At 71.7% G+C, this 19,967-nt stretch carries 20 protein-coding genes; 13 read left to right on the plus strand and 7 right to left on the minus strand.

Annotated features, from left to right (window positions below; genetic code table 11):
* The first annotated feature begins 60 nt into the window (after nucleotides 1–60).
* The 7 genes from E2C05_RS01225 (at nucleotide 61) to E2C05_RS01255 (ending at nucleotide 5,965) form a co-directional block, all read left to right on the plus strand.
* The gene (locus E2C05_RS01225; protein ID WP_133217775.1) at nucleotides 61–870 is read left to right on the plus strand and encodes an alpha/beta hydrolase; all 810 of its coding nucleotides are present in this window, start codon (nucleotides 61–63) and stop codon (nucleotides 868–870) included.
* Between the two features lie 46 nt (nucleotides 871–916).
* Entirely contained in the window at nucleotides 917–2,095 is a 1,179-nt protein-coding gene (locus tag E2C05_RS01230; protein ID WP_133217776.1) for an ABC transporter substrate-binding protein, read from the plus strand.
* 7 nt (nucleotides 2,096–2,102) lie between these two features.
* Nucleotides 2,103–3,026, plus strand: a complete 924-nt coding sequence (locus tag E2C05_RS01235; RefSeq protein ID WP_133217777.1) for a branched-chain amino acid ABC transporter permease — start codon at nucleotides 2,103–2,105, stop codon at nucleotides 3,024–3,026.
* Nucleotides 3,027–3,028: 2 nt separating this feature from the next.
* A complete protein-coding gene (locus E2C05_RS01240) occupies nucleotides 3,029–3,973 on the plus strand; it encodes a branched-chain amino acid ABC transporter permease (RefSeq protein WP_133217778.1) in 945 nt (314 codons plus the stop codon).
* Nucleotides 3,966–4,718 (plus strand): ABC transporter ATP-binding protein, encoded by a 753-nt coding sequence (locus E2C05_RS01245; RefSeq protein ID WP_133217779.1) that lies wholly within the window; start codon nucleotides 3,966–3,968, stop codon nucleotides 4,716–4,718. The genes E2C05_RS01240 and E2C05_RS01245 overlap by 8 nt, the downstream gene beginning before the upstream one ends.
* Nucleotides 4,718–5,434, plus strand: a complete 717-nt coding sequence (locus tag E2C05_RS01250; protein ID WP_133217780.1) for an ABC transporter ATP-binding protein — start codon at nucleotides 4,718–4,720, stop codon at nucleotides 5,432–5,434. Before E2C05_RS01245 ends, E2C05_RS01250 begins: the two co-directional genes overlap by 1 nt.
* Before the next feature lie 78 nt (nucleotides 5,435–5,512).
* The gene (locus E2C05_RS01255; RefSeq protein WP_133217781.1) at nucleotides 5,513–5,965 is read left to right on the plus strand and encodes a cupin domain-containing protein; all 453 of its coding nucleotides are present in this window, start codon (nucleotides 5,513–5,515) and stop codon (nucleotides 5,963–5,965) included.
* A gap of 46 nt (nucleotides 5,966–6,011) precedes the next feature.
* Here the strand turns inward: E2C05_RS01255 and E2C05_RS01260 are convergent, their stop codons facing one another.
* A complete protein-coding gene (locus tag E2C05_RS01260) occupies nucleotides 6,012–7,247 on the minus strand; it encodes a flavin-dependent oxidoreductase (RefSeq protein WP_133217782.1) in 1,236 nt (411 codons plus the stop codon).
* Between the two features lie 35 nt (nucleotides 7,248–7,282).
* Nucleotides 7,283–9,619 carry a bifunctional salicylyl-CoA 5-hydroxylase/oxidoreductase gene (locus tag E2C05_RS01265; RefSeq protein ID WP_133217783.1) on the minus strand — a complete coding sequence of 779 codons (2,337 nt, stop codon included), beginning with the start codon at nucleotides 9,617–9,619 and terminating at the stop codon, nucleotides 7,283–7,285.
* A 116-nt stretch (nucleotides 9,620–9,735) separates the two neighbouring features.
* On the opposite strand from E2C05_RS01265, the gene E2C05_RS01270 reads away from it, so the two are divergent.
* From E2C05_RS01270 to E2C05_RS01290, 5 genes are read left to right on the plus strand one after another with little or no spacing between them, the layout of a single operon-like run.
* Nucleotides 9,736–10,500 (plus strand): SDR family NAD(P)-dependent oxidoreductase, encoded by a 765-nt coding sequence (locus E2C05_RS01270; RefSeq protein ID WP_240046505.1) that lies wholly within the window; start codon nucleotides 9,736–9,738, stop codon nucleotides 10,498–10,500.
* On the plus strand, nucleotides 10,500–11,009 hold the full coding sequence (locus tag E2C05_RS01275) for a MarR family winged helix-turn-helix transcriptional regulator (protein WP_133217784.1): 510 nt from the start codon (nucleotides 10,500–10,502) through the stop codon (nucleotides 11,007–11,009). Before E2C05_RS01270 ends, E2C05_RS01275 begins: the two co-directional genes overlap by 1 nt.
* On the plus strand, nucleotides 11,006–11,827 hold the full coding sequence (locus E2C05_RS01280) for an enoyl-CoA hydratase family protein (protein ID WP_133217785.1): 822 nt from the start codon (nucleotides 11,006–11,008) through the stop codon (nucleotides 11,825–11,827). The genes E2C05_RS01275 and E2C05_RS01280 overlap by 4 nt, the downstream gene beginning before the upstream one ends.
* A gap of 39 nt (nucleotides 11,828–11,866) precedes the next feature.
* Complete coding sequence (locus tag E2C05_RS01285; RefSeq protein WP_133217786.1) at nucleotides 11,867–13,516, plus strand: benzoate-CoA ligase family protein; 1,650 nt, start codon at nucleotides 11,867–11,869, stop codon at nucleotides 13,514–13,516.
* The gene (locus E2C05_RS01290) at nucleotides 13,513–13,908 is read left to right on the plus strand and encodes a RidA family protein (RefSeq protein ID WP_133217787.1); all 396 of its coding nucleotides are present in this window, start codon (nucleotides 13,513–13,515) and stop codon (nucleotides 13,906–13,908) included. The genes E2C05_RS01285 and E2C05_RS01290 overlap by 4 nt, the downstream gene beginning before the upstream one ends.
* A gap of 42 nt (nucleotides 13,909–13,950) precedes the next feature.
* Here the strand turns inward: E2C05_RS01290 and E2C05_RS01295 are convergent, their stop codons facing one another.
* Nucleotides 13,951–15,342 (minus strand): cytochrome P450, encoded by a 1,392-nt coding sequence (locus tag E2C05_RS01295; protein ID WP_158291867.1) that lies wholly within the window; start codon nucleotides 15,340–15,342, stop codon nucleotides 13,951–13,953.
* A gap of 158 nt (nucleotides 15,343–15,500) precedes the next feature.
* On the opposite strand from E2C05_RS01295, the gene E2C05_RS01300 reads away from it, so the two are divergent.
* Entirely contained in the window at nucleotides 15,501–15,926 is a 426-nt protein-coding gene (locus E2C05_RS01300) for a septal ring lytic transglycosylase RlpA family protein (RefSeq protein WP_133217789.1), read from the plus strand.
* 121 nt (nucleotides 15,927–16,047) lie between these two features.
* On the opposite strand, the gene bfr is transcribed toward E2C05_RS01300, so the two are convergent.
* The 4 genes from bfr to E2C05_RS01325 form a co-directional block, all read right to left on the minus strand.
* Nucleotides 16,048–16,554 carry a bacterioferritin gene (gene bfr / locus E2C05_RS01305; protein WP_133217790.1) on the minus strand — a complete coding sequence of 169 codons (507 nt, stop codon included), beginning with the start codon at nucleotides 16,552–16,554 and terminating at the stop codon, nucleotides 16,048–16,050.
* Nucleotides 16,555–16,621: 67 nt separating this feature from the next.
* On the minus strand, nucleotides 16,622–16,816 hold the full coding sequence (locus tag E2C05_RS01310; protein ID WP_240046506.1) for a (2Fe-2S)-binding protein: 195 nt from the start codon (nucleotides 16,814–16,816) through the stop codon (nucleotides 16,622–16,624).
* A 19-nt stretch (nucleotides 16,817–16,835) separates the two neighbouring features.
* Entirely contained in the window at nucleotides 16,836–17,876 is a 1,041-nt protein-coding gene (locus tag E2C05_RS01315) for an extracellular solute-binding protein (protein ID WP_133217792.1), read from the minus strand.
* A 520-nt stretch (nucleotides 17,877–18,396) separates the two neighbouring features.
* Nucleotides 18,397–19,965: a GMC family oxidoreductase gene (locus tag E2C05_RS01325; RefSeq protein ID WP_133217793.1), complete on the minus strand. Its 1,569-nt coding sequence runs from the start codon at nucleotides 19,963–19,965 to the stop codon at nucleotides 18,397–18,399.
* Nucleotides 19,966–19,967 lie beyond the last annotated feature (2 nt).

A 19,967-nucleotide genomic window follows, 5' to 3' on the forward strand; every position in this document is an offset into this window, starting at 1 on the left:
CGGCGCGGAAATCGTGCCGCCCCGGCTTGCCGGGCGCCGCGCACCGGGCAGGATGCCGCCATGGACCTCGAGGCCGAGTACAACAACCGTGCGCGAGTGGCCGACAGCGCCGCGCGGATCGCCGCCTGGGCGCGCGACGCCGCCGCCTTCCGCGAGGCCTGGGCCGAAGCGGATCATGCCCTGCCCTATGGTGCGGGGGAGCGGGAGCGGCTGGACCTGTTCCGCCCTGGCCCAGGGCAGGCCTGGCCGATCGCGCTCTTCCTGCATGGCGGCTACTGGCAGGCCCTGGACCGGTCCTTCTTCAGCCATGCCGCGCGCGGCTTGCTGGCGGAGGGCGTGGCGGTGGCCATCGCCTCCTACGACCTCTGCCCCGCGGTGCCGCTGGCCCGCATCGTGGACCAGGCGCGGGGGGCGGCGGCGATGCTGCACCGGCGGACCGGGCGGCGAATCGTGGCCACCGGCCATTCCGCCGGCGGCCACCTGACGGCGATGCTGATGGCGACCGACTGGCGCGCGCTGGACCCTGCCCTGCCGGCGGACCTCGTCCCGGCCGGCCTGCCCATCTCCGGCGTTTTCGAACTCGCGCCGCTGCTCGGCACGAGCATCGCCACCGCGCTGCAACTATCGCGGGCGGAGGCCGAGGCGCTCTCGCCCCGCAACCTCCCCCCGCCCGGCGGCGCGCTGCATCTTGTGGTGGGCGGCGCCGAGTCTGACGAGTTCCTGCGCCAGTCCCGCGACTTCGCCGTGCATTGGGGCGGCACGTTCGAGGCGCTGCCCGGCCTGAACCACTTCACGGTGCTGGATCCGCTGGGGGCGCCGGGCGGCGTGCTGGCCCGCCGCGCCGCGGCCATGGCCCTTGCGGTGGCGTGATGCTTCCTGTTCAAGACGGGCAAGGGATGTGCTGGGGGATGACGGAATGAATGGCTTCGGGCGGCGCACCGCGCTGGCGGGCGCGGCGGGTCTGCTGGCGGCGCCGGCTTTGGTGCGGGCGCAGGCGGCGGGCGTGAAGGTCGGGCTGGTGGCGGTGCTGACCGGGCCGCAGGCCGCGCTCGGCACCCAGCTCCGTGACGGCTTCCTGCAGGGCGTGAAGCACCTGGACGGCCGCCTGGGCGGGCTGCCGGCCGAGGTGCTGGTCATCGACGACGAGCTCCGGCCCGAGGTCGCGGTCACCAAGGTCCGCGCGGCGATCGAGCGCGACAAGGTGGATGTCGTGGTGGGCGTCGTCTTCTCCAACATCCTCGCCGCCATCATGCGGCCGGTGACGGAGGCGAACACCTTCCTCATCTCGACCAATGCCGGCCCGTCCACCTTCGCCGGCCGCGGCTGCAACCCCTTCTTCTTCACGACGTCCTACAACAACGACCAGGTCCATTCGGTGATGGGCCAGGCGGCGCAGGATGCGGGGTACAAGCGCGCCTTCCTGATGACACCGAACTACCAGGCCGGCCGCGACGCCATGGCCGGCTTCAAGAGCCGCTTCAAGGGCGAGGTGCTTGACGAGATCTACGTCCCGCTGAACCAGCTGGATTTCTCGGCGGAGCTGGCGAAGATCGCGGCGGCGAAGCCGGATGCGCTGTTCACCTTCATGCCCGGCGGGCTCGGCGTGAACCTGGTGCGGCAGTACCGACAGGCCGGGCTCGCGAACATCCCCTTCCTGTCCACCTTCACGGTGGATGAGGCGACGCTGCCGGCGCAGCAGGATGCGGCGCTGGGCTTCTATTCCGCCGCCCCCTGGGCGCCCAACATGGACAACCCGCAGAACCGGCGCTTCGTCACGGAGTTCGAGGCAGCCTACAACTACGTCCCCGGCAGCTATGCGGCGCAGAGCTACGATTCCGCCATGCTGCTGGACAGCGCCATCCGCCGGGTCGGCGGGCGGCTGGCCGACAAGGATGCGCTGCGCACCGCCATCCGCGCCGCGGATTTCCGCAGCGTGCGCGGCAACTTCAAATTCGGCGCCAACCACTACCCAGTGCAGGATTTCTGGCTCTGCCAGGTGGCGAAGCGGCCAGACGGCAAGTTCCAGACCGAGACGGTGCGCAAGGTGCTGGAGAACGACACGGATCCCTACGCCGCCGAATGCCGCATGCGCTGAACCGCGCATGAGCACGCAGCTTCTGCTCGTGCAGGCGCTCAACGGCCTGCAATTCGGCGTGCTGCTCTTCCTGGTGGCGGCAGGGCTGACGCTGGTCTTCGGCGTCATGGACTTCATCAACCTGGCGCATGGCGTGCAGTACATGCTGGGTGCCTATCTCGGCGCCAGCTTCGCCGCCTGGACCGGCAGCTTCTGGCCGGGCCTGCTGCTGGCGCTGCCCGCAGCGCTGGCCTGCGGGCTGCTGCTGGAATGGCTGGTCTTCCGGCATCTCTACGACCGCGACCACCTGTCGCAGGTGCTGGCGACCTTCGGCGTCATCCTCTTCCTGAACCAGGCGGTGAAGCTGGTCTGGGGCACGGCGCCGCTGCAGGTGCCGGTGCCCTCCCTGCTGGAGGGCGGCATCGCGCTGATGCCCGGCCTGCAATACCCGGTCTATCGCCTGGCGATCCTGGCCGCCGGCATCGCCACCGCGCTGCTGCTCTGGCTGCTGGTGGAGCGCACGCGGGCCGGCGCGCTGGTGCGCGCGGGGGCCAGCAACCGGCCGATGCTGGCGGCGCTGGGCGTGGATACTGGCCGGCTCTTCATGCTGGTCTTCGGCTGCGGCGCCATGCTGGCCGGCTTCGCCGGCATCATGGCGGCGCCCATCCTGTCGGTCGAGCCGGGGATGGGCGACAGCGTCCTCATCCTGGCCTTCGTCGTCATCGTCATCGGCGGCATCGGCAGCGTGCGCGGCGCCTTCGTTGCCGCCCTGCTGGTCGGGCTGATCGAGACGCTCGGGCGGTCCCTGATGCCGGACCTGATGCGGCTGTTCCTGGCGCCCTCGCCGGCGCGGCAGGCAGGCGCCGCGCTCGCCTCCATGCTGGTCTATGTGGCCATGGCGCTGATCCTGGCGGCAAGGCCGCGCGGGCTGTTCCCGGCCCGGGCCGGCTGACGATGGGCCGGCTGCGCGGGGCGCTGCTGCCGCTGGCGGTCTTCGCGCTGCTGGCGGCGGCGCCCTTCCTCGGCCTCGGTGCCGGCTACATGCTGAACCTGCTGGCGCGCGGGATGATCCTGGGCATCGCCGCCCTCTCGCTCTGGCTGCTGGTGGGCGGCGGCGGGCTGGTCAGCCTGGGCCATGCCGCCATGCTGGGGGTCGGCGCCTATGCCGTGGTGGTGCTCGATGCGGCCGGCGTGACGGAGGCGCTGGTGGTCCTGCCGGCCGCCGTGCTGGTAGCGGCGCTCTTCGCCCTGCTGACCGGCGCGGTCGCGATCGGCACCAGCGGCGTGCATTTCATCATGATCACCCTGGCCTTCGGGCAGATGGCCTTCTTCACCGCCGGCGCGCTCTCCGCCTATGGCGGCGATGACGGCTACACGCTGTATGGCCGCACCACCGTGCTGGGCGCCCGCTGGCCGGAGGACCGGTTGGCCTTCCACTACCTGTGCCTGGGCCTGCTGGCGGCCACGCTGGGCCTGGTGCAGGTCCTGCTGGCGTCCCGCTTCGGCCGGGTGCTGCGGGCGGCGAAGGAGAATCCGCAGCGCGCCCAGGCCCTGGGCTTCAACCCCTACCCCTATCGCCTGGCGGCCTATGCGATCGCCGGCGGCATCGCCGGCCTGGCGGGGCTGCTGCTGGCCAACGCCACCGAATTCGTCGCGCCCTCCTACCTCGCCTGGCAGCGATCGGGCGACCTGCTGTTCATGGTCATCCTGGGCGGCCTCGGCGCGCCGCATGGCGCGGTGCTGGGCGCGCTGGCCATCGTGCTGCTGGAGGAATGGCTGGCCGAATGGACGGAGCATTGGCGGCTGATCTTCGGCCCGCTGCTGGTGCTGGCCGTGCTGTTCCTGCGCGGCGGCCTCGCGGGCCTGCCGGCGCAGCTGCGGGCGCTGCGCCGTGGCTGAGCCCATCCTGCGCCTGGACGGGTTGCGCAAGCGCTTCGGCGGGCTGGCGGTGACGGATGACGTGACGCTGTTGGTCGCGCCGCGCGGGCTGCATGCCGTCATCGGCCCGAACGGCGCCGGCAAGACCACGCTGATCCACCAGGTCAGCGGCACGCTGCGGCCGGATGCCGGGCGCATCTGGTTCGAAGGGCGGGACGTCACCGCCCTGCCGATGCATCGCCGCGCCCGGCTGGGCCTGGCGCGCAGCTTCCAGATCACCTCCGTGCTGCCGGGCTTCTCCGTGCTGGAGAATGTCGCGCTGGCGGTGCAGGCGCGCCAGGGCTCCTCCTTCCGCTTCATGCGCCCGGCGGCGTCGGAGGCGCGGCTGAACGCCGCCGCCCTGGCGGCGCTGGAGCGCATGGGGCTGGCGGCGCGCGCCGCGGTGCCGGCCGGCGCGCTTTCCCATGGCGAGAAGCGGCAGCTGGAACTGGCCATCGCCCTGGCGCTGGAACCCCGCCTGCTGCTGCTGGACGAACCGCTGGCCGGGACGGGGCCGGAGGAAGCGGAACGGCTGATCGGCATCCTCTCCACGCTCAAGCGCGACCATGCCATCCTGCTGGTCGAGCACGACATGCAGGCGGTCTTCGCCCTGGCCGACGTCATCTCCGTGCTGGTCTATGGCAAGGTGATCGCGACCGGCGCGCCGGATGCGATCCGCGCCGACCCGCAGGTGCGCGCGGCCTATCTGGGCGAGGACGCGGCCTGATGCTGGCGGTGGAGGATCTCTCGGCCGGCTATGGCGGCGCGCAGGTGCTGGCGGGGGTGACGCTGGCGGTCGGCGCGGGCGAGGTGGTCACGCTGCTCGGCCGCAACGGCATGGGCAAGACGACGACGGTGCGCGCGGTGATGGGGCTGCTGCCCGCGGTCGGCGGGCGCGTGCTGGGCGGGCGCATCGGCTTCGGCGAACAGGCGATCCTCGGCTGGCCGCCGCACCGCGTGGGCCAGCTTGGCCTGGGCCTGGTGCCGGAGGGGCGGCAGGTCTTCCCGACCCTGACGGTGGAGGAGAACCTGACCGCCACCGCCGCCAACCGCGCCGGGGGCGCGCCGCGCTGGACCCTGGCGACGGTGTATCGCCTGTTCCCCCGCCTGCAGGAACGCCGCCGCAACACCGGCGCGCAGCTTTCGGGCGGGGAGCAGCAGATGCTGGCCATCGGCCGCGCGCTGATGACGAACCCGCGGCTGCTGATACTGGATGAGGCGACCGAGGGCCTGGCGCCGCTGATCCGCGCCGAGATCTGGGCGGTGCTGGCGCGGCTGAAGGCGGAGGGCCAGGCGATCCTGCTGATCGACAAGACCCTGTCCGAGGTCATGCGCCTGGCCGACCGCCATGTGGTGCTGGAGAAGGGCCGCACGGTCTGGACCGGCAGCAGCGAGGCCCTGGCGGCTTCGCCCAAGGTGCGCGAGACTTACCTGCATGTGTAGTGTTCGGCGGGGCGGAGTCGCGCCTTCGGGCCCTTCGGCCCCACGGCGATCCGACCCGCTTGCAAGGAGGCGCTTACCATGACGGCAGAGATTCCCGGCATCACCCGCGCCGGCACCGGCTTCGACGGCGTGGACGGCACGGTCTGGAACATCCTGGGCCAGACCTACTATCCCAAGCAGTCCTGCGAAGCGTCCTTCGCCTTCGAGGCGGTGAGCCCGCCCGGCACCTTCGTGCCGCCGCATATCCACCCGACGCAGGACGAATACATCCTGATGCTGGAAGGCACCTGGAAGCTGGTGCTGGACGGGCAGGAGCATCATGCCAAGGCCGGCGACCTGGTGCGCATGCCGCGCGGCATCATGCATGGCTATTTCAACGAGAGCGGGGCGCCGGCCCGCGCCTTCTTCTGGGTCACGCCGGGCCGCAAGCTGCACGACCTGTTCAGGGCGCTGCACAACCTGGCCGATGTGGACGAGGTGGTCCGGCTGTCCAAGCTGCACGAGGTGGACTTCCTGCCGCCGCCGGCCTGAGCGACCGCCAGAGCGGGTTGCGTGTTCGGACGAACGCGCAACCGCGCTAGGCAGTGGCCCGCTGCATGGGGGCGGCGAAGCCGGCCAGTTGCGCATAGCCCTTGACGATGGCCTCGATCTCGGCGGGCGGGATCACATCCTCGATGCGGGCGAAGCCCTTCGGGGCAAGCTGGCCGAAGACGTCGAGCACGCGCTCGGGCCCGCCCTTGCGGTTGCTGGCGCAGATCGCGGCCGTCTTCGGCAGGCGCTCGGCCTCGTAGGCCTTCAGCGCCTCCTCCGGCGCATGCGCGGCCAGGGCATCGGCCAGCGCCCGCGCATCCAGCACCGCCTGCGACGCGCCGTTGGACCCCACCGGATACATCGGGTGCGCGGCATCGCCCAGCAGCGTGATTCGCCCCTGGCTCCACCAGGGCAGCGGGTCGCGGTCGCACATCGGGTATTCTAGCCGCTGCGGCGAGGCGCGGACCAGCGCCTCCGAGTCCAGGAAGGGCAGCCTGATCCGGCGTGCCAGCGGCAGCACGTCCTTCAGCCGGCCGCGGCGCGACCAGTCCTCCCGCCGGGGCGGAGGCTCCTCGCCGGTCTCGACCTTGGCGTAGACCGCCCAGTTCGTCAGGCGGCGGTCCGGCGTGCTGCCAGGGCCGATGGGGTAGAAGACAAGCTTCGCCTTCAGGTCGCCGGCGATGACCATGACGTCGCCGGTCTCGTAGGCCGGCCAGTCCACGGCGCCACGCCACATCAGGATGCCCTGCCAGCGAATGCCGCCATCATCCGGGTGCAGCAGGGCGCGCAGCGCCGAATGGATGCCATCGGCGCCCACCAGCACGTCGCCGCGGACCTCCTGCTCGCCTTTCGGCGTGCTGAACCGCGCTGTCACGCCGCCGGGATCCTGCGAAACGCTCTCCAAACGGTGGCCCGTGCGAAGTGAACCTGGCGGCAGCCGCGCCTCCGCCGCCCGCCACAGCATCCCGTGCAGGCGGCCGCGATGGATGGAGAATTGCGGCACGGCATGGCCGGCGAACAGCCCGCGCGGCTCCGCCCACAGGGTCTGGCCAAGATGGTTCAGGTAGCGCAGTTCGCGCGTGCGGATGGCGACGCGGTCCAGCTCCTCCAGCAGGCCCAGCTCCGCCCATTCCGCCACGCAATGCGGCAGGTTGTTGATGCCGACGCCAAGCTCCCGCACCTCCGGCGCCGCTTCCAGCACCGTGCAGCCGATGCCGCGCCTGTGGAGCATGAGGGCCAACGTCAGCCCGCCCACCCCGCCGCCCGCGATCAGCACCTGCATGCTGCCTCTCCCCGTCGCCGGGGTGAAGGTTACCGCTACTCCGCCGCGCGCGGCAGGGGGCCATGGGCCGGGGCAGCCGCCGGGGCGTGGCTGCGCGGCCTGGCCTTCAGCCGCAACTCCCGCAAATCCGCCTGCTCACGCGCCGCATTGCGCAGCAGCGCATCCTTGCCCCAGGCATATTGCGGCGGGCAGGCGATGTCCCGCACGCCGTACTGCGCCGCGGCGCGCAGGGTGAAGCTGGCATCGGTCAGATGCGGCCGCGCCAGCGCCACCAGGTCGGCCCGCCCGGCGGCGAGGATGGTATTGATCTGGTCGGCGGTGGTGATGTTGCCGACGCACATGGTGGCCACGCCGGCCTCCTGCCGGATCATGTCGGACCAGGGCACCTGGAACATGCGGCCATAGACCGGCGCGGCATCGTGCACGGTCTGGCCGGTGGAGACATCCACCAGGTCGCAGCCCGCCGCGGCGAAGGCGCGGGCGATGGCGAGCGTGTCGTCGTCCGAGATGCCGCCATCCGCCCAGTCCGTGGCCGAGAGCCGCACGGACATCGGCTTGTCCGCCGGCCAGACATCGCGCAGCGCCAGGAAGACCTCCAGCGGGAAGCGCAGCCGGTTCTCCAGCGGGCCGCCATAGTCATCGGTACGGCGGTTGGTCAGCGGCGAGAGGAAGCTGGCCAGCAAGTAGCCATGGGCGCAGTGCAGTTCCAGCATGTCGAAGCCGCAGCGCAGGCCGCGCCGCGCCGCTGCCAGGAATTCCTCCCGCACCCGGTCCATGTCGGCGCGCGTCATCTCACGCGGCACGGGGCTGTCCGGGAAATAGGGGATGGCGCTGGCCGAGAGAATGGGCCAGCGCTCCGCCGCCGGCAGAGGGCGGTCGATGCCCTCCCACATCAGCTTCGTCGCCCCCTTGCGGCCGGCATGGCCAAGCTGCAGGGCAATCCTGGCATCGCCATGGCCATGGACAAACTGCACGATGCGGGTCCAGGCCGCCTCCTGCGCGTCATTCCACAGGCCCGCGCAGCCGGGGGTGATGCGGGCATCCGGCGCGGGGCAGGTCATCTCGGTGAAGATCAGCCCGGCGCCGCCCATGGCCCGGGCGCCGTAATGCACCAGGTGGAAATCGCCCGGCACGCCCTCCTCGGCCGAGTACATGCACATGGGGGAGACGACGACGCGGTTCGGCACCGCCATCCCGCGCAGCCGCAGCGGCTGAAACATGGGCGGCCGGGCGGGGTCGGCCTTCTCCTCCAGGGCAAAGGCCGCCTGCGTCTCGGCGACGAACTCCGGCGCGCGCAGCGCCAGGTTGTCCCAGGTGATCGCCTTGCTGCGGGTCATCAGCCCGAAGGCAAAGCGCGTCGGATGCATGCGCCAGAAGCGCCGCACGTGTTCGAACCACACCAGCGACACATCGGCGGCGTGCTGGGTCTTCTCGACATCCTCGCGGCGATCCGTCTCGTAGCGCGCCAGGCAGGCCAACACGTCGCCGCCGGCACGGAATGCCGCGTGCAGGGCGATGGCGTCCTCCATGGCCAGCTTGGTGCCGCTGCCGATGGAGAAATGCGCGCTAGCCTTGGCATCGCCGATCAGGACGATGTTGTCCTTGACCCAGCGCGCGCATTTGATCTGCGGGAAGCGCCGCCAGAGCGAGCGGTTGGTCTGAAGCCGATGGCCCTGCAATTCCTCGGCGAAGACGGCTTCGAGGAAACGGGCGCTTTCCGCCTCGCCCATGTCCTCGAGGCCCGCGCGGGCGAAGGTCTCGGGGTCCGTCTCCAGCACCCAGGTGCTGGCGCCCGGCGCATACTGGTAGCAATGGGCGATGAAGATGCCCTCGGGCCGTTCCTTGAAGAAGAAGGTGAAGGCGTCGAAGGGCCGCGTGCTCCCCATCCAGGCGAAGCGGTTGGGCCGCAGCGCGACTTCGGGCACGAAATGGTCGGCAAGGCGGGTGCGTATCGGGCTGTTGATTCCGTCGGCCGCCACGATGAGGTCGGCATCCGGGAAATCCTCGGGCGCCGCGTCCTCGCCGTAACGCAGTTCGACCCCAAGACCGCGGGCCCGATCCTGCAGCAGGCGCAGCAGGGTGGTGCGGGCGCAGCCGCAGAAGCCGTTGCCGCCGATGCGGTGCACCGCGCCCTTGGCATGCACCTCGATATCGTCCCAGTAGGCGAAGCTTTCGGCGATCGCCCGGTAGCTGCGCGGGTCGGCGGCGGCGAAGGCGTCCAGCGTCGCGTCGCTGAAGACCACGCCGAAGCCGAATGTGTCGTCCGGCCGGTTCCGCTCCACCACCGTGATCCGCGCGGCGGGAAAGTCCCGCCGCATGAGGATGGCGAAATAGAGTCCGGCGGGCCCGCCGCCGATCACCGCGATGCGCATCGGAACGCCTCCTGGCCTGTCGATGATTTAGGCTTCAAGCATCCGTGCGGCAACCGGAATCGGTCGTTGCATCCGGCCGCCCAGATGCTTTAGGCTTCAAGGATCGAGGACGACGGATGCCCCCTGCCCCCCAGCCCCGCGCGATGGATGGCGCCCTGCCCCTGGCGGGGCGGCGCGCCCTGGTCACCGGTGGCGGGACCGGCATCGGGCTGGCCTGCGCATGGGCCCTGACCAGGGCCGGCGCAGCGGTGACGGTGCTGGGACGGCGGGAGGCGCCGCTGCGCGCGGCAGTGGAGGCCGGCGCGGCCCGGTCCATGCTGGCCGCCGACATCGCCGCCCTGCCACCCCTGCCTGCCTGCGACCTTCTGGTGCATGCCGCCGGCGCGGCGGAAAGCGCGCCTTTCCTGAAGACCGATGCGGCCCTCTGGCAGCGCATGCTCTCGGCCAACCTGCTCGGCGCCGCCGCCGTCATGCAGGCGGTGCTGCCCGGCATGCTGACGGCGGGCGAGGGGCGGATCGTTGCCATCGCCTCCACCGCCGCGTTGAAGGGCTACGCCTACACCACGGCCTACACGGCGGCGAAGCACGGGCTGCTGGGCTTGGTGCGGGCCCTGGCGCAGGAAGTGGCCGGCCGCGGCGTCACGGTGAACGCCGTCTGCCCGGGATTCACCGACACGGCGATCGTCGCCGACAGCATCGCCCGCATCCAGGCCAAGACCCGCCGCAGCGAGGCGGAGGCGCGCGCCGAATTGACCCGCCAGAACCCGCAGGGAAGGCTGGTGCGGCCGGAGGAGGTGGCAGCCGCCGCCCTCTTCCTCTGCCTGCCCGGGGCCGCGGCGGTGAACGGCGCGGCCATCCCGGTGGCGGGCGGGGAGCCGTGATGCCGGACGACGTCTTCCATCCCGTGGATGCCGAGACGGCGCTGGCCGGCACCCCGCCCGGCCACAAGGACGAGTTGCGGCTCTGGCTGCGGCTGCTGACCTGCACCAACCTCATCGAGGCCGAGATCCGTCGCCGGCTGCGCACGGAATTCGACACGACGCTGCCGCGCTTCGACCTGCTGGCGCAGCTGGAACGTGCCCAGGGCGGGCTGACGCTCGGCGAGATCTCCCGCCGGATGATGGTGACGGGCGGCAATGTCACCGGCCTGGCGACGCGGCTGGAGGAGGAAGGGCTGGTCGAGCGTCGGCCCGACCCCTCGGATCGCCGCGTGCAGCGCCTGCGCCTGACCGCCCGCGGCCGGCGCGACTTCGCCCGGCAATCGGCGGCGCATGAGAGCTGGATCGCGGAACTGCTGGGCGGCCTGTCGGACCGCGACCGGGCCGCGCTGCACGCGCTGCTGGGCCGCGCCAAGGCGAGCGTCCGCACGGGACTGGAGGGATCGCCATGACCGTCACCGCACCGCTTGCAGCCTATTGCGCGCAGCATGTCCTGCTGCAGGTGGACGGGCCCGTCGCCGCTCTCACGCTCAACCGGCCGGAGCGCAAGAACCCGCTGACCTTCGACAGCTATGCCGAGCTGTCGGCCATCTTCCGCATCGCGGCGCAGGACGAGGCGGTGCGCGTATTCACCGTCACGGGCGCGGGGGGCAATTTCTGCTCCGGTGGCGACGTGCATGAGATCATCGGGCCCCTGCTGGACCGCGACACCAAGGGGCTGATGCAGTTCACCGCCATGACCGGCGAGCTGGTGAAGGCCATGCGCGCCTGCCCGCAGCCGATCATCGCGGCAGTGGACGGCGTGGCGGCGGGCGCCGGTGCCATCATCGCCATGGCGTCCGACCTGCGGCTCGGCACCCCGCGCGCGCGCACCGCCTTCCTGTTCAACCGGGTCGGCCTCGCCGGCTGCGACATGGGCGCCTGCGCCATCCTGCCGCGCCTCATCGGACAGGGCCGGGCGAGCGAGCTGCTCTTCCGCGGGCGCGCCATGACCGCCGAGGAAGGCTTGGCCTGGGGCTTCTTCAACAGCCTGCACGCATCTGAGGAATTGTCCGCCGCCGCCGCCGCGCTGGCGCGGGAGATCGCGGAAGGCCCTGCCTTCGCCCATGCCATGACCAAGCGGATGCTGCAGATGGAATGGGCGATGTCGGTCGACCAGGCGATCGAGGCCGAGGCGGTGGCCCAGGCGCTCTGCATGACCACGCAGGATTTCCGCCGGGCCTATGAGGCCTTCGCGGCGAAGCAGAAGCCCGTCTTCAAGGGCGATTGAGCGGGGGTTCACGCACGGCGCAGCCTAACGGAGGCGACGATGGACGGAATGGGGTTCGAGATCGGCGACACGCGCAGCGCACACCTGGACAGCTTCGCACGGGACAACCTGCCGCCGCGCGAGGCCTGGCCCGAGCTGCGCTTCACCCTGCCGCAGCTGCGCTATCCGGCGCGGCTTAACTGCGCCGTGGAACTGCTGGACCGCAACCTGGCGACCCGAGCGGGCCACCCGGCGGTCGTGACGGCGGCGGAGACCCTGACCTATGCCCAGCTGGCGGCGCGGGTGAACCGCATCGCGCATGTGTTGGTGCACCGCCAGGGGCTTGTCCCCGGGAACCGCGTGCTGCTGCGTGGGGCGAATACCGCCTGGATGGTGGCCGCCTATTTCGCCGTGCTGAAGGCGGGCGGGGTGGTGGTCGCCACCATGCCGCTGCTGCGGGCGAAGGAGATCGGGCAGATGCTGCGCAAGGCGCGCATCAGCCACGCGCTCTGCGATGCCCGCCTCGCGCCGGAACTGCGCCTCGCCGCCGCGGAGGCGCCTGACCTGCGGCATGTGCTGCACTGGGGCGACGGCGCGCTGGAAGCCCTCTGCGCCGAGGCGCCGCCCGACTTCCCCGCCTGCGACACGGCGGCGGAGGACGTCTGCCTCATCGGTTTCACCTCCGGCACCACCGGGGAGCCGAAGGGCACCATGCATTTCCATCGGGACATGCTGGCGATCTGCGATGCCTATGGGCGGGAGGTGCTGCGGCCAACCCCCGACGACATCTTCATCGGATCCCCGCCGCTGGCCTTCACCTTCGGGCTCGGCGGCCTGGTGCTGTTCCCCTTCCGCGTCGGCGCCACGGCGGTCCTGCTGGAGAAGCCGGCCCCCGAGGAGTTGCTGCCCGCCATCGCGCGCCACCGCGCCACCATCTGCTTCACCGCCCCGACCGCCTACCGCGCCATGGCGCTTGCCATCGCCGGCGGCGACCATGACGTCTCGTCGCTGCGGAAATGCGTCTCGGCGGGCGAGGCGCTGCCGAGGCCGGTCTTCGACCTCTGGCAGCGCACCACCGGCCTTCCCCTCATGGACGGCATCGGCGCGACGGAGATGCTGCACATCTTCATCGCGGCGCCCGAGCATGCCATCCGTCCCGGCGCCACCGGCCTGCCGGTGCCGGGCTACGAGGCGAAGGTGATCGGCCCGGATGGCGCGGAGGCGCCGCGCGACACGCCCGGGCGCCTCGCGGTGCGCGGTCCCACGGGCTGCCGCTACCTCGCCGACCCGCGCCAGGCGCAGTATGTGCAGGGCGGCTGGAACATCACCGGCGACACCTATGTCCAGGATGCCGACGGCTATTTCTGGTACCAGGCGCGCAGCGACGACATGATCATCTCCGCCGGCTACAACATCGCGGGGCCGGAGGTGGAGGCGGCGCTGCTGACGCACCCCACCGTCGCCGAATGCGGCGTGGTCGGCGCCCCGGACGAGGAACGCGGGCAGGTCGTGAAGGCCTTCATCGTGCTGAAGCCGGGCATCGCCGCCGACGCAGCGCTGGCGCGGGCGCTGCAGGACCATGTGAAGGCGGCGATCGCTCCCTACAAATATCCCCGCGCGGTGGCGTTCGTCGCCGCCCTGCCGCGCACCGAAACCGGCAAGCTGCAGCGCTTCGCGCTGCGCCGCCAGGCCCAAGGACCATCCGCGTGACACTGACCAGGCTGCAACCGCCGGACTGGCCCGCGCCCAAGGGCTATGCCAACGGCATGCTGGGACGCGGCCGCATGGTGCTGGTCGGCGGCCAGGTGGGCTGGGATGCCGCAGGCCGCTTCCCCGCCGGCTTCGTCGCCCAGACCGAGCAGGCGCTGCGCAACATCCTGGCCGTGCTGGCGGAAGCCGGGGCCGGGCCGGAACGGATCGGCCGCCTGACCTGGTATGTGACGGATATCGCGGAGTACCGCGACAGCCTCGCCGCCCTCGGCCCCGTCTATCGCGCGGTGATGGGACGGCATTATCCGGCGATGACGCTCGTGCAGGTCGCGGCGCTGGTCGAGCCCGAGGCGCGGGTGGAGATCGAGGCGACGGCGATCCTGCCGGATTAGCCCGGATCGCGGCGGGCTACGCATGGCCCGGCCGCCGCGGCGCTATGGCGACACGGCGTTCGGGGTCGCATGCCGGCCCTCGGCGCCGGCCCGCTCCACCCGCATCGGCAATCCGCCGGCGGGCTTCAGCGTGATCAGCAGCTCGGGCACCACCGGCGCGGCGGAGGCATGGCGCAGCGCCACCCGCGGCAGCAGCACGGCCAGCGCCACCAGCATCTCCGTCAGCGCGAAATGGTTGCCGATGCAGGTGCGCGGCCCGCCGCCGAAGGGGAACTGGCTGTAGGGCAAGGGCCGCATGCCGGGCGCGAAGCGCGCGGGGTCGAAGCGCAGCGGGTCGGGCCAGTAGCGTGGGTCGCGCTGCAGCAGCCAGGGGCTGAGCGCGAGGATTGACCCCGCAGGGATGTCGCACCCCGCGACCCGGTCCGGCCCCGCCGCCAGCCGCCCGAACCAGGCGGCCGCCGGAAAGAGCCGCAGCGTCTCCTCCACCACCGCTCGCACCAGGTCCAGGCGTTGCAGGTCCTCGGGCGCAGGCAGCCTGCGGTCGCCCAGCACCCCGGCGATCTCGGCGCGCATGGCCGCCGCCACCTCCGGGTGCTTCGCCAGGAGGTGCCAGCACCAGGCCAGCGTGCCGGCCGAGGTCTCGTGCCCTGCCAGCAGCATCGTCATCGCCTCGTCCCGCACCTGCCGCGCATCCAGGGCGGCGCCATCCGAGGCCTGCGCCGCCAGCAGCATGCCCAGCAGGTCGTCGCCGGTTTCCCCGGCCGCCAGCCGCGCCTGGATGATGCGGTCGACCAGGCCGTCCAGCGCGGCGCGGGCGCGGCGGAAGCGCCGGTTGCGCGGGGTCGGCAACCGCTCCGTCCAGTCCGGCGCCAGGGACCAGAAGCGGGCGGCGATCCAGTCCTGCGCCTCCTGCACCGCCTCGGCGATGGCGGCATCGCCGCCGCGTGGTTCCTGCCCGAACATGCAGCGCACCGCGATGTCGAGCGTCAGCGCCGACATCTCCTGCGAGACATCCAGCACCTCGCCCGCCGCCGCCTCCCACCGCGCCGCCATCGCCGCGGCGCTGTCGGCCATGGCGGCGACGAAGCGGCGGATGCGCTCCGCCCGGAAAGCCGGCTGCAGCAGGCGGCGCTGCTGCTGCCACAGCCCGCCATCGCTGGTCAGAAGCCCCTCTCCCAGCACCGCCTTCAGCCGGTCGTGGAACGGGGTGCGGCGGTAGTTGCGGGCATTCTCCTGCAGCACATGCCGCGTCGCCGCCGGGTCGGTCACCGCGAACAGCGGGTGGCGGCCGGGCACCGGCAGGCGCACCACCGGGCCGAGCGGACGGGCGCGGGCGAAGACCGCCAGCGGGTCGCGCCGCAGCGCCGGCAGCAGGCCGAGCACCGGCCAGCCGCCGCGCAACACCGGCGCCCCGCCGCCCGTTCCGTCCGGCATGTCCTTTCCCCCCCACCCCTGCCACCGCCGCAGGATATCCCATCCCGCCGCCATTCGCGGTCGCGCGCGCAACATTGCGCGAGACGACGCGCGCCGCGAACCGCCGCCTCGGCGCGGCGTCACATCCATCCAGGATCGCAGCGATCAGGAGGAAGGCGATGCGAGGGTTGACGATGCTTTGCGGCCTGGCGGTCGGGCTGGCAGCCTGTTCCGCCCCGCCGCCCCCCGCGCCACCGCCGCAGGCTGCCGCGCCGGCTGAGCGCGGCGAGGCATCCTATTACGGACCGGGCTTCGAGGGGCGGAAGACCGCGAGCGGCGAGCGCTTCGACCCGTCCTCCGACAGCGCGGCGCACCGGACGCTGCCGCTGGGCACGGTGGCGGAGGTAACGAACCTGCGGACCGGCCAGTCGCACCGCGTGGTGATCCGCGATCGCGGTCCCTATGTGCGCGGCCGCGTGGTCGACGTGACGCCGAAGGTTGCGGACCGCCTGGGCATGAAGCGCAGCGGCACCGCGCCCGTGGAGGTGCGGCCGGTCTCGGTACCGGGATCCGGCACCGAGGAGACGGCGACGGCGGCCCGCTGAGGCGGAGGCCCGCGGCGCCGCTCAGGCGTCGCGGCGGGATCCCGCTTGCGAAGCGACATCCCTGCAGCCGCCAGGGCCGAGCGGCGGGGTCGCCGGCCGAGCGGCGGTCCTTCCGCTGCGCTCAGCCGCCCTCGCCCGCATCGGCATGCTGCTCGGGCGCCGAGGCGCTGTTGAGCTGGATGTAGTTCTGGATGCCGATCAGCTTGATCAGGTCGAACTGCCGCTCGATGAAGTCGACATGCTCCTCCTCGTTGTCGAGGATGCGGCGGAACAGGTCGCGCGACACGTAGTCGCGCACGCTTTCCATGTAGGCGATGCCGTCGCGGAGATCGGCCATCGCCTTCTCCTCCAGCTTCAGGTCGCACTGCAGGACTTCCTCGACCGTCTGGCCGATCAGCACCTGGTTCAGGCGCTGCACGTTGGGCAGGCCGCCGAGGAACAGGATGCGCTCGATCAGCCAGTCGGCGTGCCGCATCTCCTCGATCGACTCGTCGTATTCGTGCTTGCCGAACTTGGTCACGCCCCAGTGGCGCAGGATCCGGGCATGCAGGAAGTACTGGTTGATGGCCGTCAACTCGTTGGTGAGCTGGGTGTTGAGATATTCGACGACCTTCGGATCGGACTTCATCCAGCGGCTCCCGGTTCGGCCCTTCTGGGCCAGGATTCACCGGGCCCTGCCGCCCGGCGCCGCACTATCAGGGCAGCCGGCCTTCCGCCGCAAGCGCGGCCGAACGGGTGTCGCGGATCATCGACACGATCATCTTCGTGCAGGTGCCGCACTGCGCTTTGCAGTCGCAGGCGGCATAGACATCGCGGGGGCGCGTCGCCCCCTGCGCGACCGCATCGGCCAGCTGGGCGTCGGTCAGCGCGTTGCAGAGGCAGACGATCACGGTCCCCGTTCTCCCAGGCTCAGCGCCAGCCGGAACGCTGCAGGATCTGCAGCGCCTGGGCGGCATTGGCGTTGGTCTTCTCGGCATCCACCGGCTCGGCCCGGAAGCGACCCATGGCTTCCAGCGCCGGATGCAGCGGCGCATCCGGCACCGCCGGGTATTCCATGTTGCCGAGCGCGATGACCTGCTGGGCGTGGTCGCCGGTCAGGTAGTCGAGCAGGCGGGCGGCATTGGCGCGGTTGGGCGCGGTGCGCACCAGCCCGGCACCCGAGATGTTCACATGCGTGCCGCGGTCGCCTTCCGCTTGGTTCGGAAAGATCACGCCGATGCGGCGGAACAGGGCCTGATCCTCCGGCCGGTGGGACGCTCCGAAGGCCGCGAGGTAGTAGGTGTTGGCCAGCGCCAGCGTGCATTGCCCGGCGGGGATGGCGCGGAACTGGTCGCGGTCGCCGCCCTGCGGCGGGCGGGCCAGGTTGGCCGAGACGCCCTTGGCCCAGGCCTCCGTCCGTTCAGGCCCGTCGGCCATCAGGATCGAGGCGACGAGGCTAATGTTGTAGGGGTGGTTGGAGGAGCGGACGCAGAGGCCGGCGCCGGCCGGGCCTCCCAGGTCCTCGTAGCGCTGCAGGCCGGCCGGCGCGCCCTTCTCCCTGTCGAACATGATGACACGGGCCCGCTGGCTGATCGCGAACCACAGCCCGTCCTTCGACCGCAGCGCGGCCGGGATGCGCTGTTCCACCGCCGCGGAGCGATAGGGCTGCAGGATGCCGGCATTGGCGGCGCGGGCCAGGCGGGCGGCATCCACGGTGATGAAGACGTCGGCCGGGCTGTTCGCGCCCTCGTTCCGGATGCGCTCGATGAGCTGGTCGGCATCGCCCTCGATCAGGCGGACCCGGATGCCGGTCTCCTTCGTGAAGGCCTCGTAGAGCGTCCGGTCGCTGTCGTAATGGCGCGAGGAATAGAGGTTGACCTCCTGCGCCCGGGCGGCGGGCGCGAGGCCGAGCGAGGCGAGGCCGGCGGCCAGCAGGCCGAGCAGGGCGCGCTTCGGTCGGGCGTCGGTCATGGAGTCACTCCAGGCGTTGCGATCCCGTTGATAGCGATAATGAGAACCATTCGCAAGTCCCCACCAGCGTCAGCCGGGACAGGGAGCTTGCGCATTGGCCGGCCGTTCCGCCTTGCGCTGGCGCAAGCCAAGGCCGGACCGGGGCCGGCCGCCCGCGATGCGCTGCCCGCGCAGCCAGGACGGGCGCTGCCATGCTGGCCATGATCGGGGGCGCGGGTCCGCGACGGCGCGATGGTCCGGGCCCATCGCCGCCGGCGGGAGGCCGGCCGCGATCCGGATGGCGGGGGTGCCGCCGATGCCGGCCGCTGCATCCAGGCGACGGCAGGGGGCGCCCGGCGCCCACCAGGACCGGATGCCGCGGCAGGCACGGCATCGGCGCGACCTTACCGGCGCGCCCTTCCCGGCGCGTCCACCGCGGAGGCGCCTGTGCCGCGCAGGGCGGAAAACCGCGCCCTGGTCATGCCGCACCAGGATGCGGGGCAATGGCGGCGGGCGGCGCGAGCCGCCCGCCGCGTCGGGGTCAGACCTCGCCGCGCGCCATGCGGCCGGCCAGGTGCTCCGCCTGGCGGATGGCCAGCGCCACGATGGTCAGCGTCGGGTTGCAGGCCGCGCCGGAGGTGAACTGGCTGCCGTCCGAGACATAGAGGTTGGGCAGGTCATGCGCCTTGCCCCACTTGTCCACCACGCCGTCGCGCGCATTCGCGCTCATGCGGTTGGTGCCCAGGTTGTGGGTGCTGGGATAGGGCGTCGTCTCGAAGGTGCGGGTGGCGCCCACCGCCTCGTACAGCGCACGGCCCTGCCCATAGGCATGGTCGCGCATGGCGATGTCGTTCCGGTGGTCGTCGAAATGCACCTTCGCCACCGGCAGCCCGTGCTTGTCCTTCGCCGTCGGGTCCAGGGTGACGCGGTTGTTCGCCTGCGGCATGTCCTCCCCGACGATCCACAGCCCGGCCATGTGGTCATAGGCATCCAGCGCGCTGGCGAAGCCGCGGCCCCAGGCCCCGGGCTCCAGGAACGCCGCCATGAAGGGCAGGCCGAGCGAGAGCGTCTCCAGCTCGTAGCCGCCGGCGAAGCCGCGCTTCGGGTCGTGATGCGCCTCGTCCCGCACGATGCCGGCCATGGTGGTGCCGCGGTACATGTGCACCGGCTTGTCGAAGATGGCGTAGACGCTGCCGGTGGTGTGGCGCATATAGTTGCGCCCGACCTGGCCGGAGGAATTCGCCATCCCGTTCGGGAACATCGCGGACGCGCTGTTCAGCAGCAGGCGGGGACTCTCGATGCTGTTGCCGGCGACGCAGACCACGCGGGCGCGCTGGCGCTGCTGCCGTCCCTCGGCATCGGCATAGACCACGCCGGTGGCGCGGCCGCGCGCGTCATGCTCGATCTTCAGCACCATGCTGTTCGGCCGGACTTCCAGCCGGCCGGTGGCCTCGCCCGCCGGGATCTCGGTGTAGAGGGTGCTCCACTTCGCCCCCATCTTGCAGCCCTGGAAGCAGAAGCCGAGCTGGTGGCAGGAGGTGCGCTCGGCCCGCGGCTCCGAGTTGATGGCCATGTTGCCGGTGTGGAAATCCTTGTAGCCCAGCTTCTTCGCGCCGGCGGCCAGCACCTTGTAGTTGTTGTTGCCGGGCAGGCGCGGGATGCCGTTGGTCCCGGTGACGCCCATCCGGTCCTCGGCCCGGGCGTAGAAGGGCTCCAGCTCGGCCAGGGTGACCGGCCAGTCCAGCAGGTTGGCGCCCTCGATGGCGCCGTAATGCGTGCGGGCGCGGAACTCATGGTCCTCGAACCGCAGCGACGCGCCGGCCCAATGGGTGGTGGTGCCGCCCACCGCCTTGACGATCCAGGCCGGCAGGTTCGGGAAATCCTTCGCCACCCGCCAGGACCCGCCGGTGGTGCGCACATCCGCCCAGGCGAGCTGCGAGAAGCTGGCCCATTCGTCGTTGACGAATTCCTCGATCTCGTGCCGGCCCCCGGCCTCGAGGATGACCACCTTGGCGCCCTTCTGCGCCAGCTCGTTGCCCAGCGTGCCGCCGCCGGCGCCGGAGCCGATGATGACGACGACGCTGTCGTCGGTCAGGTCGAATTTCGCCATGG

This window comes from Paracraurococcus ruber, from assembly GCF_004353985.1.
GTDB classification, from domain to species: domain Bacteria; phylum Pseudomonadota; class Alphaproteobacteria; order Acetobacterales; family Acetobacteraceae; genus Paracraurococcus; species Paracraurococcus ruber.

Coding starts and splice junctions, on each gene's coding strand:
- E2C05_RS01265 (WP_133217783.1), bottom strand. CDS start 9,619: ATGCGCATCGCGGTGATCGGCGGCGGGCCCGCCGGACTCTATTTCGCC.
- E2C05_RS01230 (WP_133217776.1), top strand. CDS start 917: ATGAATGGCTTCGGGCGGCGCACCGCGCTGGCGGGCGCGGCGGGTCTG.
- E2C05_RS01240 (WP_133217778.1), top strand. CDS start 3,029: ATGGGCCGGCTGCGCGGGGCGCTGCTGCCGCTGGCGGTCTTCGCGCTG.
- E2C05_RS01270 (WP_240046505.1), top strand. CDS start 9,736: ATGCCCCCTGCCCCCCAGCCCCGCGCGATGGATGGCGCCCTGCCCCTG.
- E2C05_RS01315 (WP_133217792.1), bottom strand. CDS start 17,876: ATGACCGACGCCCGACCGAAGCGCGCCCTGCTCGGCCTGCTGGCCGCC.
- E2C05_RS01260 (WP_133217782.1), bottom strand. CDS start 7,247: ATGCAGGTGCTGATCGCGGGCGGCGGGGTGGGCGGGCTGACGTTGGCC.
- E2C05_RS01235 (WP_133217777.1), top strand. CDS start 2,103: ATGAGCACGCAGCTTCTGCTCGTGCAGGCGCTCAACGGCCTGCAATTC.
- E2C05_RS01285 (WP_133217786.1), top strand. CDS start 11,867: ATGGACGGAATGGGGTTCGAGATCGGCGACACGCGCAGCGCACACCTG.
- E2C05_RS01300 (WP_133217789.1), top strand. CDS start 15,501: ATGCGAGGGTTGACGATGCTTTGCGGCCTGGCGGTCGGGCTGGCAGCC.
- E2C05_RS01295 (WP_158291867.1), bottom strand. CDS start 15,342: ATGCCGGACGGAACGGGCGGCGGGGCGCCGGTGTTGCGCGGCGGCTGG.
- E2C05_RS01325 (WP_133217793.1), bottom strand. CDS start 19,965: ATGGCGAAATTCGACCTGACCGACGACAGCGTCGTCGTCATCATCGGC.
- E2C05_RS01275 (WP_133217784.1), top strand. CDS start 10,500: ATGCCGGACGACGTCTTCCATCCCGTGGATGCCGAGACGGCGCTGGCC.
- E2C05_RS01225 (WP_133217775.1), top strand. CDS start 61: ATGGACCTCGAGGCCGAGTACAACAACCGTGCGCGAGTGGCCGACAGC.
- E2C05_RS01250 (WP_133217780.1), top strand. CDS start 4,718: ATGCTGGCGGTGGAGGATCTCTCGGCCGGCTATGGCGGCGCGCAGGTG.
- E2C05_RS01255 (WP_133217781.1), top strand. CDS start 5,513: ATGACGGCAGAGATTCCCGGCATCACCCGCGCCGGCACCGGCTTCGAC.
- E2C05_RS01280 (WP_133217785.1), top strand. CDS start 11,006: ATGACCGTCACCGCACCGCTTGCAGCCTATTGCGCGCAGCATGTCCTG.
- bfr (WP_133217790.1), bottom strand. CDS start 16,554: ATGAAGTCCGATCCGAAGGTCGTCGAATATCTCAACACCCAGCTCACC.